Origin of the sequence: Pseudoalteromonas sp. Of7M-16 (assembly GCF_022347805.1) — a bacterium.
GTDB lineage: Bacteria > Pseudomonadota > Gammaproteobacteria > Enterobacterales > Alteromonadaceae > Pseudoalteromonas > Pseudoalteromonas luteoviolacea_F.
The window spans coordinates 1-17,204 of record NZ_JAKRFY010000025.1 but is presented as its reverse complement, the minus strand read 5'-3'; the positions used below and the strand labels follow the sequence as shown (position 1 = coordinate 17,204).

Genomic DNA, 17,204 nt, shown 5'->3' with positions numbered 1-17,204 from the left:
TCACTTGGAACAAAAACTCAGCACTTGATTGTGTGTGTTTTGCATTTGTTTCATAAATCCGTAAAATACACGCCTCAGCGCCGGATTTACGATTCGGTTTGTGCCTACGCGTCGTGTTTAAGTGTAGGTTGTTTTAAAGCTTATAAAAGAGAATTATTATGACTAAACCTTATGTTGTTTGTGCAATGTATAAATTCGTTTCATTGCCTAATTTTGAGCAGATCCGTCAACCTTTATTGCAAGTAATGGAAGAAAATGAAGTGCGTGGTACGCTTCTTCTTGCAGAAGAAGGCATCAACGGTACCGTTGCTGCACAGCGTGAAGGCATCGATGCATTACTAGCATGGCTAGACAAACAACCGGGTTTAGACAACATTGTTTACAAAGAATCTTTCGACGAAACATGTCCGTTCTACCGCACTAAAGTTAAGTTGAAAAAAGAGATCGTGACCATGGGTGTACAAGGTATCGACCCGAAAAAAGTGGTCGGCACATATGTTAAGCCTGAAGATTGGAATGCATTGATCTCTGATCCAGAAGTCGTTCTGGTTGATACACGTAACGATTACGAAATTGAAATCGGTACGTTTAAAAACGCGGTAGACCCAAAGACAAAAACTTTCCGCGAGTTCCCTGAATGGGCTGAAAAAAACCTAGATCCAGCAAAGAATAAAAAAGTAGCGATGTTCTGTACAGGTGGTATCCGCTGCGAAAAATCAACTGCTTACATGAAAGAGCAGGGTTTTGAAGAGGTTTATCACTTAGAAGGCGGTATTCTTAAGTATTTGGAAGACGTACCAAAAGAAGAAACCATGTGGGAAGGTGAGTGTTTTGTATTTGATAACCGTGTAGCGGTTGATCACGACCTAAACAAAGGTTCATACGAACAGTGCCACGCGTGTCGCATGCCTATTACTGAAGAAGAAATGCAATTAGAGCAGTATATGGAAGGTGTTTCTTGCCATCACTGCTATGACAACGTAACTGAAGAGCAAAAAGCACGATTTGCAGAGCGTCAAAAGCAAATGGAACTAGCGAAAGAGCGCGGTGAAGGCCATATCGGTCACGAAGCGCAAGAAGCACTTCGTCAGCGCAAAGAGCAAAAGCAAGCGCAAAAAGAAGCGCAGCGTAAGCAATCTGCTTAATTTTTAAAAAATACTAGCTGCTTTTAACGCCCTCGGTCAATTTGGCCGTGGGCGTTTTTGTTTGTTCTATTCAGTAAATATACTTTTCAATTATTTTTGTAAAAAATAATAAATTCAGTGGTTTATAAGTAATCATCCATATTAAAGGAATAAATGTGAGCGTGCTCAATAATAATTGTTGCTGATTTGGGTTCCTCGGTAATGTGCGCTTATACTGAATTAGGATAAGTTTATACCGTACAACAATAATGAATGCGCCAACCCAGTCAGAACTGACAATTTCTCTGCAAGCTTTTTCAAAACAAAGTCACCAGTTTTGGTCGTTACAGATCCTTGGTTGGCTTGGTTATACCGTGGTTGTTTTTATCTCGATTATTCATCCTCAGTTTGATGACAACGACTTTAACTTAAAAGGACAAATGCTGAATTTGGCTGTTGAGGTGGGTTTTGGTTTTACTCTGTCATTTGTACAGTGGTCAATCATTAGGCGTATTGTGCACTGGCCGCTCAAGCGCACTTTAATAATGAGCTTTGTCAGCGCAGCGGTTTTAGGTTTAGTTTTTAATATCATTAAGTTGGCTTCATACAAAACCATTGTGTATAACCAAGTATGGTATCAAGAGCTTAATATGCTTGAGTTTGGTGGCTGGTTCTTATTTTCGGTTTCTACCATGTTTGTGTGGACAGCGATATTCTTTATTATGCTGTATAACGCGCGTTTGCAAAAAGAACATGAAATGTTGCTTAGAGCTCAAACAGCGGCCAAAGACGCACAGCTACAAATGCTGAGGTATCAGTTAAATCCCCACTTTATGTTTAATACCATGAATGCCATTTCCACTTTGATCATGAAAAAAGAGAATGATATGGCGCAGGAGATGTTAGACAAACTCTGCGATTTCTTCCGTGCTTCGCTCCAGCACGACACATCTGATGCCAGTCACATCGGCAAAGAGATTGAGCTGCTTGATTTGTATTTGAGTATTGAGAAAGTAAGGTTTGGCGAACGCCTCAAGGTAAATTTTGACATAAACGACCAGGCAAGGCAGGCCAAAATCCCTCCTTTAGTTTTGCAGCCCATAGCAGAGAATGCGATTAAATACGGTGTTGAAGCGAGAAAACAACGAAACGTAATCGATATTCGGGTTACCAAGCAAGATGAACAGTTAATGATCTTGGTTGAAAACGAAGGGGGGGGATCAGACAAACCCAATGAAAAAGGGTTTGGGATCGGCTTAAGTAACACCAAAGAACGCCTAGAAACCTTTTTTAGCACGCCATGTGAACTCAATGTTGAGAGTGGCAATACAAAAACACGCGTCACATTGGTTATTCCCTTTGTGATAACAAAATAAGACTTGGAAATAATATGATTACAGCTGTACTGGTTGATGATGAACCCTTGGCAATAGAGGGGTTAAGGCTGCGACTTGAAAACATATCTGATATTCAGATTGTGGGAGAAGGGTTTGACGGCGATGATGCAATTCGGCTGTGTTATGAGCATCAGCCAGATGTATTGTTTATCGACTTAAGGCTGCCGGGTCTAAGCGGCCTTGAAGTTGTTCAAGGCTTGCAATCAGATACTATGCCACTGGTTGTGTTTGTCAGTGCGTATAGCGACTATGCGATTGAAGCGTTTGAACTCAATGCGTTGGATTACCTCATGAAGCCTGTGAATCTTGGCAGGCTTAAAAAAACAGTAGACAGAATTCGTGACTCACTTAATGAATCTACACGTACGCAAAAGAGTGAAGAAAAAGCCAAGCTTTTAAAAGCACTAGGTGAGTCGTCGGGTTTGAGTATCTCACAGCTGCAAGACTGGCTCGATAAAGAAAGTGCGCCTTTTCCGACAAAACCAAGACATGAATTACTGATTAAGAATCATGACAACGAGCAAGTGTTTTTGTGCGTAGACGATATTATGTGGGTTGATGCTGCGGGAGATTACATGTGCATTCACACAGAAAAGGAAAATTATGTCGTGAGGATCACACTCAAGCGACTCAGTGAAGAGCTAGATAGTGGCACGTTTGCACGAATCCATAAATCTACCTTAGTAAATGTGAATTTTGTTAAAAGTTTTACCACACTAAAGAACAATGAATCGATGTTGGATTTAGGGGGAGATATCCGACTCAAAGTGAGTCGAAATTATAGTGACACATTGAAGTTATTGTTGAAATCTCGTGTGGGAGATGCATTTTTATAGCCCTCATACCTCACATTTCATCGTGTAATTGTTTCGTCTTGTCGTGCTAGGTGCAGCTGCACCAGCATTGACGCAAAATTGCACCGCGATAGCGCATTTCGATTGTCACAATATTATCTTTCTATCAATATTTTAACTGCCAAATTTACATATTTAATTTGCATTTAAAATAAATGCATTTGGCCAAATGACAACGATAAATGTGCCAAGGTTCACAGTGTGATGTTTTCGATATCAGAAAATATCACATATGCACTGTGAGCAAATGTGGAAGTGATGAAATGAAACCAACAGTAAACCAAGTGTTTGGCGTTTGCCTGCTGAGTGCGACACTGCAAGGGTGTGGCGGGGGCGCTGAAACGAACACTGATACCAGCCAAATATCACCAGAAGTTCCCGTATCTGATTGGCAACTCGTATGGAGTGATGAGTTCGATGCAGACACCATTGATGCCAATAAATGGCTGCATGAAGTCAATTGTGATGGTGGCGGTAATAATGAGCAACAGTGCTACACAGCCAGCAGTGAGAATTCTTATATTGAAGATGGCGTTTTGCATATTGTTGCTTTACCGGCGGCAGATGGGGAGCCAAAACCCTACACATCAGCGAGATTAAGTTCTAAAAACAAAGCAGATTTCAAGTATGGACGTTTTGAAGTTCGGGCAAAATTACCATCTGGCCAGGGAAGTTGGCCGGCATTTTGGCTGCTACCAACCGATGAAACATACGGCGGATGGCCAAAATCTGGTGAAATTGATGTGGTTGAGTCGGTCAACCTAAAAGCAAAAAGAGAAGATGGCACACTAGAGCGCCATGTTTATGGTACTTTGCATTATGGTAAAGACTGGCCTGATAATGAATCGAGCGGTAAAGAATATTTATTGCCAAATGACATGAACCCAGCAGATGATTTTCATACCTATGCGATAGAATGGCAAGAAGGTGAGATCCGCTGGTATGTAGATGGTTACCTCTACCAAACACAAAGGCGCTCTCAGGCACTTTACGACAGCAGTGGCAATGCCCTCGGGTTAATTTACCGAGGTTGGTTCACAGAGTATTTTGGACAGGGCTCTGGTGAATTAGAAACACACTGGGATAACGCGCCTTATGACCAACAATTCCATATGTTGCTTAATTTTGCAGTCGGTGGAAACTGGCCTGAAAGTGTCAATGAATTGGGGGTTGATGCGTCTGCTTTTACCAGTGGGCAGCATTTTGAAATCGATTATGTACGCGTGTATCAATGCCAAATTAATCAAGAAACAGGTAAAGGCTGCGATACGGTTCGAGGTGGATTCGATAGCTTAGATGACGCATTAGTTGAAGGTAAAGCGCCCACGCCCATTCCTCCTTCCTCCGGCATAGCCCAGAATTTAGATATCTTTACTGGTACGCCAAATCCGAATTGGCCAGCTTGGGATTGCTGTGGCGGCTCGACACCTGCTTTAGTCGATGACGCTGAAAAAGGTGCAGCTTATGAGTTTATGGTTGGCGATAGCCCAACCGTGAATGGGTTTATTTCTCGTGAAGAGTTTATTACCGACGAAGCGGGCGCAGCCACGCCTTTTGATGCGAGCCCGCTTCTAAATAGTGGCACGCTGAGCTTTGAGATGAAGGTGGTGAGCTTGCCAAATGCCGCCGATACCTCTTGGCTTTTAAAAGTTGAAAGCGTCGATGCATCATCGGCTGTAGAAGTGGCGTTGACCACCAGCATTGAAGGTCAAGCCCCAGCGCTTGGACAGTGGCAAACTTATACATTTCCTTTGCAAGCGTTGGTAAATGGCGGTCTTAGTCTCAATGCTATCGATGCTGTGATGATATTCCCAACTTGGGGCAGCGGTGAGGGCGCAGTATATCAAATTACCAATATGCGCATTGCTGGTGACAGCGTTTCCGCACCACAATCATTTGTTGTATTCGAAGACACAGTTAACCCTGCTTGGCCGTTATGGGATTGCTGCGGAGGTACAACACCAGAAATCGTTGAAGACGATGCCCAGCATGGTAATGTTGCTGAATTCTCTGTGGGCAGTGAACCAACGGTGTTGGGCTTTATATCACGTGCTGACAATATCGTTGAAGAAGGTGTTTCACCAGCGCCATATGACGCATCGTCTATGTTTGCCGATGGCATGCTGCAATTTGAAATGAAAGTGGTCAATGCGCCAGCGAATGCTGAATCTGTTTGGAAGTTAAAAATAGAAAGTAATAATGCCGCAACGGCAGCAGAGCTTGATCTTACCAGTAGTATCGAGGGGTTAGCGCCTGTTACAGGTCAGTGGCAAACCTATACATTTAAGCTCTCTGATTTAGCCAGTGCAGGGCTGGATGTGAGTGCCATTGACGTTGTGATGATTTTCCCTGCCTGGGGTACGGGTGAGGGCGCACTTTATCGCGTCGATAATTTGAAATTCTATCAACCAATGGATGCGCCAACATTCGAAGGACATGTGCTGTTTCAAGATGATGTGTTATCACAGTGGTCACTATGGGACTGTTGTGGTGGTACGACACCCACACTTGTCAATGACGATGCACAACATGGTATGACTGCTGAATATACAATTGGTGCCGAGCCCACTGTTGTTGGTCTATTTGCGGATGATGGTGTGTATCTCGACAGTAGCGCATTTTTACAATCGGGTGTCATTCAATTCGAGATGAAAGTGGTGAGTGCTCCAACAAATGCTGAGTCTGTATGGAAATTCAAGATTGAATCTATGGATACGACCACGGCGGTAGAGCTGGACTTGACGGCTAGCCAAGAAGGCAAAGCCCCTGTAGTCGGTCAATGGCAAACCTATACATACTCTTTACAAAGCCTAGTTTCTGCGGGGTTAGATGTGACGGCGATTGATGTCGTGATGGTTTTTCCTGCTTGGGGCACCGGCGAAGGCGCAGTATTTAGGTTGGATAATGTGCTCATCTACAATCAAAGTTCAGTACCTCAGCCACAGTCTCTAACGCTTTTTAAAGATGGACAAAACAGCAGTTGGCCAGTCTGGGATTGTTGTGGAGGGTCTACGCCGACAGAGCAACAAGATGATGCAGAGCATGGTGTGACTGCTGAGTTTTCAATCGGTGCTGAGCCAACAGTGATGGGGTTTTTGGCAAATGAAGGCGCACATTTTGATGCCAGTTCCTTACTTTCACAAGGGGTTGTTCGCTTTGATATGAAAGTGCTCAATGCCCCCAATGATGCCAGTAGTACTTGGAAGTTCAAGATTGAGTCACTCGATGCTCAAACCGCGGTAGAACTCGACTTGAGTGCGAGCCTCGAAGCGCAAGCTCCAGTTACTGGGCAGTGGCAAACCTATACCTACTCTTTACAGTCATTGGCTGACGCAGGCTTAGATTTATCAAACATCAATGTTGTGATGGTGTTTCCTGCTTGGGGCACAGGCGAAGGTGCGGTTTATAGAGTTGATAACGCAGCAATCACAGTGCCGTAACGCGGCAAATGCAAGGGGGAATAATCTTCCCCCAGAACATAGAATTTATGTAGGTTAGTTATGAAACAAGTTCAATTTGTATCTTCGCGCGTGGCTTTGTGTGTCGCTTTAGCTCTATCAGGAAAAGTGTATGCCAACGAGCAACCAGCAACCAATTTAACAGCAGAAGAACAAAATTCAGAAATAGAAGTGATCGAAATCCGTGGGATCAAAGGGAGTTTGACCCGTGCTATGAATCTCAAAAGAAACGCATCAGGGGTCGTTGATGCGATTTCAGCTGAGGAAATGGGGAAATTCCCAGATACCAACTTAGCTGAGTCTTTACAGCGCATCACCGGTGTTGCGGTGAGCAGGAGTAATGGCGAAGGCTCTCAAATTACGGTTAGGGGGTTTGGCCCCGATTTTAACTTAATTACTTTAAATGGCCGGCAAATGCCTGGCACAGGTAATTCAAGATCTTATAACCTAGAGAATTTGTCTGCTGATGGTGTGATGGCCTTGGAGGTATTTAAAACTGCACGTGCTGAAAATCCAAGCGGCGGCTTAGGGGCAACCGTTAACATCGTGACAAGAAAGCCACTGGCAAGCCCCGGGGAGCGTTATACCTTTTCAGCTAAGGCTATGCATGATTCGTCAAACGTCGAAAATGATGATATCACCCCAGAGCTGTCAGCACTTTATTCAAACACTTTTATTGACGATGCATTTGGGGTGTCATTCTCGCTTACGCACCATGAAAGAGATTTTCAAAAGCAACAGGCGCATATTCAGGGGTGGCAGGCCAATGTTGATTTACCCAGCAATATTGATGACAGTAATGTGATCGATCCTAGACCGCTGGACAGTGAAGGAAACAGAGTAGGAGATTACTTTTTTCCTCGTGACATGAACTATGGCATTGAAGATTTAGAACGGGACAGAACCAATGGTCACATTGTGTTTCAATATGCGCCGTCTGATGACTTAGTATTCTCTGTCGACTACACCCATACCAAAGCCGTAACAGGTAAAAATGGTATAGGTTGGGGCATGTGGAATGAATATGGTGGCAATATCAATGCGTATGAGCTAGATGAAAATGGAACTGCTGTTTTTGCCGATATTAGTGGTAATGATGGCTCTTTCACTGCATCGCGTTCAACAACAGAAGTCATTGAAAAATCAGCAGGTATTAATATCGATTGGCATATCAATGACGTGTGGCACGTTTCTTTAGACTATCACGATTCTTCGAGTGAAACTGACAATGGTATCGATAAGGGCATTGGCAGTGAAGGATCTTTGGTGTTGGGATCAGACCAACTAAGAACCAAAACTTATGACTACCGCACAGGTGATATCCCACATGCGCAAATACATTGGCTAAATGGGTCTACAACATTGCTTGAAAGTGAAATTGACTCACACTTTAGCCAGTTTGTTCACTCCCCTGGTAAGGCTGAAGTTCAGCAGCTGCAAATAGACGCGACATGGGAGAATGATCGTTTTGATATTCCATTGAACGATGTCAAGTTTGGTGTTGCTATGACGGACCAAACCATGGGCGGATCAAATGCATGGAGTGGTTTAATTGGCGGGTTTTTATTTAATCCGGCTTGGCCACAAATGTTTCCAGATAGCATGTTTGTCAGAAACAATACCAATGGGTTTTTGGATGCATTTGCAAGTGGCGGCGCAAATCTGAACCCGAATTACTACTACACCTTTGACTTTGACGAAGTGGTAGCGCGCTCCGAAGCATTCCTGACAAATGAAGTACTCGGTGGTGACGACTACTTTGCCACAACTGCGTATCACGATTTAGGCACCTTTTCTCAAAGCTCTGTTCAAGAAGAGACAGTGAGCTTTTATGTTCAGAGCGCTTGGGAATTTGAGGTCGCGTCATTGCCAGTTTATTTGAATCTGGGCATTCGATACGAAGAAACAGACGTCACCAGTGTTGATGCACAACCACTTCCAGTATCAGTTTGGTGGTTAGGCGGCAGTGAATGGCATACACAATACCTCCCTGAGGACAATAGCCAATACACTTCTGAAGGGCAACACGATGTGCTACTGCCCATGATTGACGTCAAAGTAGATTTCACCGATGAGCTAGTTGGCCGCGTATCTTGGGGCAAAACAATCACGCGTGCGCCGCTTGGTGATTTATCTGGTGGTAGAGTGCTTTCTGGCAGCCCAAAAATTGGATCTCGTAACGGTAGTGAAGGCAATACAAATTTAGAGCCATTTGAGTCTACAAATTTAGATTTAAGCTTCGAGTACTATTACGATGAAAGTAGCTATGCAGCGATTGGGTACTTCAAAAAATCGGTAAAGAACTTCATCGGAAGTCAGGTTAGCGAAACGACCATTGAAGGATTTAATGATATTTATCAAGGCCCGAGGTGGGTTCAGGCGGTAGCTGATATTGAAGCGCGTGGTGAGCAAGCAACAAGTGACGCCATTTTTCTGCAAATGCAAGCAAATGGCGCGACACTTAATTCGCAAGGATACATAGAGCCCGTTGATGGCGATCCGCTATTACTTTGGAAAATAACTAGGCCATTTAATGCGACAGACACTAAAAAGGTAGATGGCTTTGAAGTGGCATTTCAGCATGTGCTTGGCGAGAGCGGTTTTGGCATCGGAATAAACGCAACGTTTGTCGATGGCGACGTAGAATTTGACGTAAACAGCCTAGATCAACAAACACCGCTAACGGGATTAAGTGACTCGGCAAACGCGCAAGTCTTTTATGAAAAAGACGGGCTGTCTATCAAAGTGACATACGCTTGGCGTGATGAGTACTTGATTGGGGTTGGTCAAGATCAAGGCTCTGCTGACAATCCACCACAGTTTGCGAAGGCGTACGCGCAGTTAGATGCCAGTGTAAACTATGACATTGACGAGCGCTGGACGGTCTTTTTTGAGGGCATAAACCTCAATGACGAAACTGAGCAAGGTTTTGGGCGATTCGAACGACAGTTCTTATTTGCTAGGCAATATGGCCCAAGGTATACCCTAGGTGTGAGATATAGCTTTCAGTAAATCTAATCACTCTCTTATTTCTTTGTAATTTTAAAGCGCCGAGTTTGCAACACACGCTGTTGCATTAACTCGGTGTTGGTTGGAGTTTTTAATTATGGCAACCGAGTTTGCTTCAAAAGCTGCGCAAGTGGACCAATCTTCTGACTATCCTAAAAACATTGGTTTTGCACTCTGTGCGCTCACAAGTTTATTTTTCATGTGGGGCTTTATTACCTGCTTGAACGATATTTTAATTCCGTACCTCAAAGGTGCGTTTCAACTAAGTTACACGCAAGCAATGCTGGTTCAGTTTTGCTTTTTTGGCGCGTATTTTATTGTGTCTATCCCAGCGGGAAATCTGGTCAGTAAAATTGGCTTTCAAAAAGGCATTGTATTTGGCTTATTTATTGCTGCTTTGGGCTGTGTGATGTTTGTGCCAGCGGCGATTATTGGGTTATACGAAGTATTTCTACTTGCTCTGTTTGTATTGGCTTGTGGGATCACAATCTTACAAGTGTCTGCTAACCCGTATGTAAGCGCACTTGGTAAGCCAGAAACGGCACCATCTAGGCTCACACTCACACAGGCGTTTAATTCTCTGGGTACTACAATTGCACCATTTTTTGGTGCTTACCTTTTGTTCTCATCAGGGCAAGATACTGTGTCGAGTGGTGCCGAAGCCGTACAAGTACCATATCTATTGCTCGCGGCTGCATTGGGGGTATTGGCCATTGTCTTCTCTGCGCTGAAGTTACCGAAACTCGTTGAGTCAAAAGATGAATCATCAACAAGTACAAGGCCGCTAACAGATCATCCGCATTTGATTCTTGGTGCAATAGGTATCTTCTTATATGTGGGCGCTGAGGTTTCTATTGGTAGCTTTCTGGTGAGCTTTTTACATCAACCTAGCATTGCCGGCTTAAATGAAGCACAAGCAGCCAAGCTGATCGCGTATTACTGGGGCGGCGCGATGATAGGGCGCTTTATTGGTGCAGCAGTGATGCAAAAAGTTTCAGGTGGAAAGGTACTGGCTTTTAATGGCGTTGTTTCAATGGGCCTCATTATATTTGCAGTGAATCAAACCGGTGCACTTGCTATGTGGGCAATGTTAGCGGTTGGTTTATTCAATTCTATTATGTTTCCTACGATTTTCAGTTTGGCAATTTCAGGTTTAGGTAAAGATGCAGGTCGTGGCTCAGGTTTATTATGTTTAGCGATTGTAGGCGGTGCGATCATCCCAATTTTACAAGGGGTACTTGCTGACAATATTGGCCTTAATGGTTCATTCTTCCTACCCGCAACGTGCTATATCTTCATTACTTATTTTGGTCTTTGGGGATGTCATAAAAAATCAGTAAAGGAGACTGCGCAATGAACAACTTAAAAGGAACAACGCTACTATATATTTGTATGGCGAGTTTGCTTAGTGCATGTGGTCAATCCAAAAAGCTTGAAACAGAAGCAGAAATAGCAAAAGACCCATCAATTTGGCCAAATATTACCTCTGAGGTCGCTGCCTCCAAAGATGTTGAATCGCGTGTTGCCAAGCTTCTTGCCGATATGACAATTGAGCAAAAAGTAGCGCAAATGATCCAACCTGAAATACGCGATATTACAGTTGAAGACATGCGTAAATATGGCTTCGGCTCTTATTTAAATGGTGGTGGGGCTTTTCCAAATGGTGATAAACACGCTTCTGTGGCTGATTGGGTTGCCTTGGCGGAGTCTATGTATCAAGCATCTATCGATGCGTCTTTAGATGGTTCGTCAATCCCGACTATGTGGGGCACAGATGCGGTTCATGGTCACAACAATGTGATTGGTGCGACCTTGTTCCCACATAACATTGGATTGGGTGCAGCAAATGACCCTAAATTGATTGAAAGAATTGCTCAGGCCACCGCCAAAGAAGTACTGGTAACTGGCATTGACTGGATTTTTGCGCCAACGGTCGCCACTGTGCGAGATGACAGGTGGGGGAGGACCTACGAAGGATACTCAGAGGACCCTGAAATAGTCGGTGATTATGCTTATGCCATTGTGAAAGGGCTACAAGGTGATGGGTTCTCTAATTCCGTATTTAAAGAGCAACATGTGATCAGTACGGTCAAGCACTTTGTCGGTGATGGCGGCACACTAAAAGGAGATGACCAGGGGAACAATGTTGTTAGCGAAGAAACTCTGTTTAAAATTCATGCACAAGGTTACGTGGGTGGCTTAAAAGCTGGGTCTCAGTCGGTAATGGCATCCTTTAATAGTTGGCATGGTGATAAAATCCATGGCAATAAATATTTGCTGACTACTGTATTAAAAGACCGAATGGGATTTGATGGTTTTGTGGTAGGTGATTGGAATGGTCACGGCCAGATCCAAGGGTGTAGCAATGATAACTGTCCACAAGCGATCAATGCTGGCTTGGATATGTTTATGGCCCCAACTCAAAGCTGGAAGCCTTTATTTTATAATACTGTCAGCCAAGTCAAGGACGGCACGATACCGCTGAGCAGAGTAAATGATGCGGTAAGTCGAATTCTTCGAGTGAAATTACGCGCTGGGTTGTTCAATAAACCTAGCCCTGCACAGCGACTTTATGCTGGTGAGAGCAAAATAATGGGCAATCAGCAACACAGAGCGTTAGCCAGAGAAGCCGTAAGAAAATCAATGGTCATGCTCAAAAATAAGGCAGGGATTTTACCGCTATCTGCCAAACAAAATATTTTAATCAGCGGAGATGGTGCTGATAACATCGGAAAACAGTCAGGTGGGTGGACTATTACGTGGCAAGGGACGAATAACGCAAATACAGACTTTCCTGGAGGTACTTCAATTTATGAAGGGATTAAACAACAGGTGTTGAAAGCTGGTGGTGAAATTACCTTGAGTGTTGATGGTTCTTTTGAAAAGAGCAACAAGCCAGATGTCGCGATTGTTGTGTTTGGAGAGGAACCCTATGCAGAAGGGCAAGGAGACCGACCTCATTTGGCATATCAATATGGCACTAACAAAGACTTGCAGCTAATAAAGTCCTTGAAGGCCCAAGGTATACCTGTAGTATCACTCTTCATAAGTGGTCGCCCTATGTGGGTAAATGCAGAGTTAAATGCCAGTGATGCTTTTGTGGCGCTTTGGCTGCCTGGTTCTGAAGGGGGTGGTGTTGCCGATGTGCTGTTAAGAGATATAAACGATAGTGTCCAATATGACTTTTCAGGCAGACTTTCATTTTCTTGGCCTAATTCACCAACGCAACATGTGAACCGTTTTGATGGACAAAAACCGTTGTTTGAATATGGTTATGGGCTGAATTACGAAAAAATTGATACTTTACAAGATAATCTGAGTGAGTTGTTTGACGTTAGCGCCAGTGTTAATGAAGTAGAGTTTTTATATGACGGTCAGCCCAAAAAACCTTGGGCACTATATTTAACTGAAAGTAATAAGAAAAAACCTGTTAAATCGAATAGCGAGCAGTTGAATGGGGTTGAATACAGAACGATTGATCGCTTTGTACAGGAAGACAGCATTCAATTGTCATTTAGCAACTCAGATATTGCGGGAATTCAATTACTCAGTAAGCATGGTTTCCCTGAAGATCTCAGTGCATATGTAAATTCGAATGCGTACCTCACCTTTGATATCTCATTGAAATCAGGCTCGCTTTCTCACACCTCTGTTGGCGTGAATTGTCAGGAAGAAACCCAGTGCAGTTCGCAAATTAAAATTCCAGACGAAACATTGAGCAGGCTAACTACAAATTGGCAGCAGATTGCTCTGCCTTTAAGTTGCTTCGAAAGCCTTGATGCTAAATTATCGCAGACCATGTCTCCATTTAAGATATCGCTTGTTGGTAACGCTGAAGTAGGATTGAGCAAAATAGCTTTGCGGGCTGCGGTTCCAAATGCTCTGATCATTGCTTGTGACTAACATGAACGTGGTCACTTTTGTAATGGAGAAGCACAACAGAAGCACTGAGTAAGCGAACTGCTTAAATATATATTGCTTTGTAAATTCAGGTAAATCGCACAATGCCGTTTGCATAGAGTAAACGGCATGTTTGTATCCTGATATCTAGAAATATGGGACTGAGCTTCTTAATTTGAGCATAATTTTTGCAGCCCGTCACACTCAGCCTTTTGTTTGTTTTTAACTTAATCAGCGTGCCAGAGCGGGACTTTAGTATTGCAAATAAGGCAACTGTATGTCAGGATTTCGTCTTTTTTTTAACCATGTATAGTTTCATTCACGTCGAGGAAGTAATGTCAGAAGAAGTATTACCTAGATTAAATACCGATGAGCCTGCGCAGATGCAGTTCTATATTGTGTCTGCGAAAAAGTTTTGGACTCTTAGCTTAATGACGCTAGGCATTTATGCACTGTATTGGTTTTACAAACATTGGAGCGAATACAAGAAAAGCACTGGCGAAGATATCTGGCCAGTGCCAAGAGCAATATTTTCAATATTTTTTACCCATTCTTTATTTTCATTTATTGAGGTGAAGTATGAACAGGAAAATGGGGAAAAGCCGATTCGAATCATCCACTACGCAACTGCGTTTGTCATTGTGACTATTGTCGGCGGCATGATTAACACTAAGTCTGGCACTGGGCAAGTGGCGCTGTACATTGAGCTGGCGTGGTATTTAACTCTGGTTATTACCAGTTTCTGTTGTTTTAAGGCACAAATGTTGGTTAACAAGGCGAACAACGACCCTAGCGGTAGTGCTAATTCAAGCTTTACGCTTATCAATTACGTATTTATCTTTATTGGCGTAGCGCTATGGTATCTTGTTCTGCTAGGCACTTACACGTTATTGACGGACCAGTACTTGTAGTGTTTTCTTGATAAATACTTGAATCGCCAGTATGACATTGAGCACTGGCGAGATCTTTGCGCAGACAAACCCCCTTTGTTACCCCGTTAGCTTTGCAGTCAATTTATCAATTCATTTAAAGCCCTCAGGCTCATTTAACTGTTCAATATCAAGTACTGCTGCCATACATATAAATGATATAAATCACCGTTAGTATAGCCCTGATGTTTTTAGTAGCCAAAGTCACAATTGACTGCCAAGAGATCGTCAGACTGCGTATATGAAATATAACATTCGTCAAGTTTTTACATTGTAATTTCGTCATGTTAGTCAATACTAATCTTGAAGGTGCTTAGGCTCAGCTTAAGGAAAATTTGATGTTGAATAATTTCTCTGTACAAAGTCGGTTATTATCGCTGTCTGGCTTGCCTGCCATTTTGTTTGTTGTGGCGACAATCATTACGCTAACCACGATATCTCATCTTGTCACGAACATGGATAAAATGTACTCAGGTAGGGTGCTGCCATTAAAAGAAATTAAAGTTGTTTCGGACAATTACGCGGTTGTTATCGTTGATACCTTCCATAAATTAAGAGGTGAACAACTCACGTCCAGTCAGGCGCTCAGGAGTATTGAGGAAGCAAAGTCAATTGCGATTGAAGAATGGCAAATATACTTAAGTGGTAATTTGACCAGCCAAGAGCAAGCGATTGTTCAGCAAATAAAGCAGTCTGAGCGGGAAGTTAACCTGCTCATTGAGGAGTATAAATCACTGATATCGCAAGATAAATTTGACTCTGTACCTTACAGCCAATTTGTTAAAGACCTTTACGATACGTTTGATCCACTCAGTGAGGGCTACAATGAATTAATGGTGCTTCAGTTAGATGAAGCTAGCCAATTGATCAAAGTTAGCCATGCGGAGGCGGATGCCACGAGAGTTGGAATGATTATCGCGTCGGTGGTTGTTGTTGTGGCTATGCTGAGTGTAAGTTGGTTGATATACGGCTCCATACACAGACCATTAAAAGGGTTACGCAAGACAATTAAAATCATTGCACAAAATGCGGATTTAACCCAGCGTGTGCAAGTCTCAGGTGAAGATGAGTTAAGTGAGATTGGCAATGATTTTAATAAAATGGTCAATTGCTTGCACAATCTAGTCGAAAATTTAATGGAGATGATTTGCGAGCTCACTTCAACATCTAACAACCTGACGACAATCAGTTCTTCCATGGCCAATACTTCTCAGGATCAAGAGCAACAGACGGCCATGATAGCGACTGCGGTGACGCAAATGAGTGCGGCAATTCAAGAAGTTGCAAACAATGCTCAAAATACGGCCCACAAAGCGGAAACATCAGGCGAACTTGCTGAGCAGGGGACTCGTACAATTACGGATAATATTCAATCGATTGAGCGTTTGGCGCAATTAGTGGCTGATAACACAGAGCAAATACAGGCATTGAACACCCAAAGTAATGAAATTAACCAAGTTGTATTGATGATTCAAGGTGTGGCAGAGCAGACTAATTTATTAGCTTTAAATGCAGCGATTGAGGCCGCTCGAGCTGGCGAGTCCGGTCGTGGTTTCGCGGTTGTTGCTGATGAGGTTAGGCAGTTGGCGCACAATACACAAAAAGCGACTGAATCAATTAAAGAAATGATCTCGAAGTTGCAGTCGATGGCACAAAACGCAGTCGGCGCGATGGAAAATGCGCAATCTAGTGCGACGTCAAGCGTCGAAAAAGCGAATGAATCTGCCAAGTATATGGCGGAAATCAATAACGCAGTAAATGAAATCATTGATATGAATGTGCAAGTCTCAACAGCCACGGAAGAGCAAACATCGGTGATCTCTGAAATTAGCACCAACATCAACGAATTTAACAATAGTATTATCGAAATCGCTAAAAATGCGCAATTGAATGCTGAAGCAAGTAATGCGCTGGGTGAGTATACAAGCAGCTTAAAAGAGAAAGTTGACTCGTTCAAAACGTGATTGTCCCAGCATTGGTTTTAGTGGTGACGTATTAAGCGGCTAGTAAACTAGCTCATTTCACCTTGCGTAAAGTAAATAAACTCGCTGCGCTCACTGTCATTAATACTTTGGACTTAATTCACCTTGCGCAAAAGAACCGTGCTTACTGGATTTGCAGTCGTTGTCTCTTGCACTATGGACCCTGAAACAAGTTCAGGGTGACGAGGAGGGGAATGCTGTCACGGTCAATACCCGTCATTGTGGGCTTGCCCCGCAATCCATGTTTATTGACGCTGTGTTGGTTTTAGAGGTGACAGCCTTCGCGGATGTTAAACTAGCTCATTTCACCTTGCGCAAAGTAAATGAGCTCGCTGCGCTCGTTGTCATTAACACTTTGCACTTACTTCACCTTGCGCAAAAGAACCGTGCTTACTGGATTTGCAGTCGTTGTCTTTTGCACTATGGACCCTGAAACAAGTTCAGGGTGACGAGGAGGGGAATGCTGTCACGGTCAATACCGTCATTGTGGGCTTGCCCCGCAATCCATGTTTATTGACGCTGTGTTGGTTTTAGAGGTGACAGCCTCAGCG

8 protein-coding genes and 1 pseudogene are annotated in these 17,204 nt (G+C 43.3%); all 9 read left to right on the top strand.

Going from position 1 to position 17,204, the window contains the following annotated elements:
• The first annotated feature begins 158 nt into the window (after positions 1–158).
• The 9 genes and pseudogenes from MHN81_RS21275 (at position 159) to MHN81_RS21235 (ending at position 16,635) form a co-directional block, all read left to right on the top strand.
• Positions 159–1,145, top strand: a complete 987-nt coding sequence (locus MHN81_RS21275) for a rhodanese-related sulfurtransferase (RefSeq protein ID WP_023400016.1) — start codon at positions 159–161, stop codon at positions 1,143–1,145.
• 248 nt (positions 1,146–1,393) lie between these two features.
• Positions 1,394–2,500: a histidine kinase gene (locus MHN81_RS21270; RefSeq protein ID WP_239426652.1), complete on the top strand. Its 1,107-nt coding sequence runs from the start codon at positions 1,394–1,396 to the stop codon at positions 2,498–2,500.
• 14 nt (positions 2,501–2,514) lie between these two features.
• Positions 2,515–3,357: a LytTR family DNA-binding domain-containing protein gene (locus MHN81_RS21265; protein ID WP_239426651.1), complete on the top strand. Its 843-nt coding sequence runs from the start codon at positions 2,515–2,517 to the stop codon at positions 3,355–3,357.
• Between the two features lie 281 nt (positions 3,358–3,638).
• Positions 3,639–6,296 (top strand): annotated as a pseudogene (locus MHN81_RS21260) (family 16 glycosylhydrolase); the annotation flags it as partial.
• Between the two features lie 579 nt (positions 6,297–6,875).
• On the top strand, positions 6,876–9,845 hold the full coding sequence (locus MHN81_RS21255; protein WP_023400020.1) for a TonB-dependent receptor: 2,970 nt from the start codon (positions 6,876–6,878) through the stop codon (positions 9,843–9,845).
• Positions 9,846–10,041: 196 nt separating this feature from the next.
• Positions 10,042–11,199 (top strand): sugar MFS transporter, encoded by a 1,158-nt coding sequence (locus MHN81_RS21250; protein ID WP_231105436.1) that lies wholly within the window; start codon positions 10,042–10,044, stop codon positions 11,197–11,199.
• Positions 11,200–11,234: 35 nt separating this feature from the next.
• Positions 11,235–13,745 (top strand): glycoside hydrolase family 3 protein, encoded by a 2,511-nt coding sequence (locus tag MHN81_RS21245; RefSeq protein ID WP_239426696.1) that lies wholly within the window; start codon positions 11,235–11,237, stop codon positions 13,743–13,745.
• Positions 13,746–14,077: 332 nt separating this feature from the next.
• Positions 14,078–14,653, top strand: coding sequence for a hypothetical protein (locus tag MHN81_RS21240; protein ID WP_023400023.1), 576 nt, complete (start codon positions 14,078–14,080; stop codon positions 14,651–14,653).
• 356 nt (positions 14,654–15,009) lie between these two features.
• The gene (locus MHN81_RS21235; RefSeq protein WP_023400024.1) at positions 15,010–16,635 is read left to right on the top strand and encodes a methyl-accepting chemotaxis protein; all 1,626 of its coding nucleotides are present in this window, start codon (positions 15,010–15,012) and stop codon (positions 16,633–16,635) included.
• Positions 16,636–17,204: the final 569 nt, after the last annotated feature.

What these genes read in the sequence shown, in the direction of transcription:
- MHN81_RS21275 (WP_023400016.1), top strand. Translation starts at nt 159, where the DNA reads ATGACTAAACCTTATGTTGTTTGTGCAATGTATAAATTCGTTTCATTG.
- MHN81_RS21270 (WP_239426652.1), top strand. Translation starts at nt 1,394, where the DNA reads ATGAATGCGCCAACCCAGTCAGAACTGACAATTTCTCTGCAAGCTTTT.
- MHN81_RS21265 (WP_239426651.1), top strand. Translation starts at nt 2,515, where the DNA reads ATGATTACAGCTGTACTGGTTGATGATGAACCCTTGGCAATAGAGGGG.
- MHN81_RS21255 (WP_023400020.1), top strand. Translation starts at nt 6,876, where the DNA reads ATGAAACAAGTTCAATTTGTATCTTCGCGCGTGGCTTTGTGTGTCGCT.
- MHN81_RS21250 (WP_231105436.1), top strand. Translation starts at nt 10,042, where the DNA reads ATGTGGGGCTTTATTACCTGCTTGAACGATATTTTAATTCCGTACCTC.
- MHN81_RS21245 (WP_239426696.1), top strand. Translation starts at nt 11,235, where the DNA reads ATGGCGAGTTTGCTTAGTGCATGTGGTCAATCCAAAAAGCTTGAAACA.
- MHN81_RS21240 (WP_023400023.1), top strand. Translation starts at nt 14,078, where the DNA reads ATGTCAGAAGAAGTATTACCTAGATTAAATACCGATGAGCCTGCGCAG.
- MHN81_RS21235 (WP_023400024.1), top strand. Translation starts at nt 15,010, where the DNA reads ATGTTGAATAATTTCTCTGTACAAAGTCGGTTATTATCGCTGTCTGGC.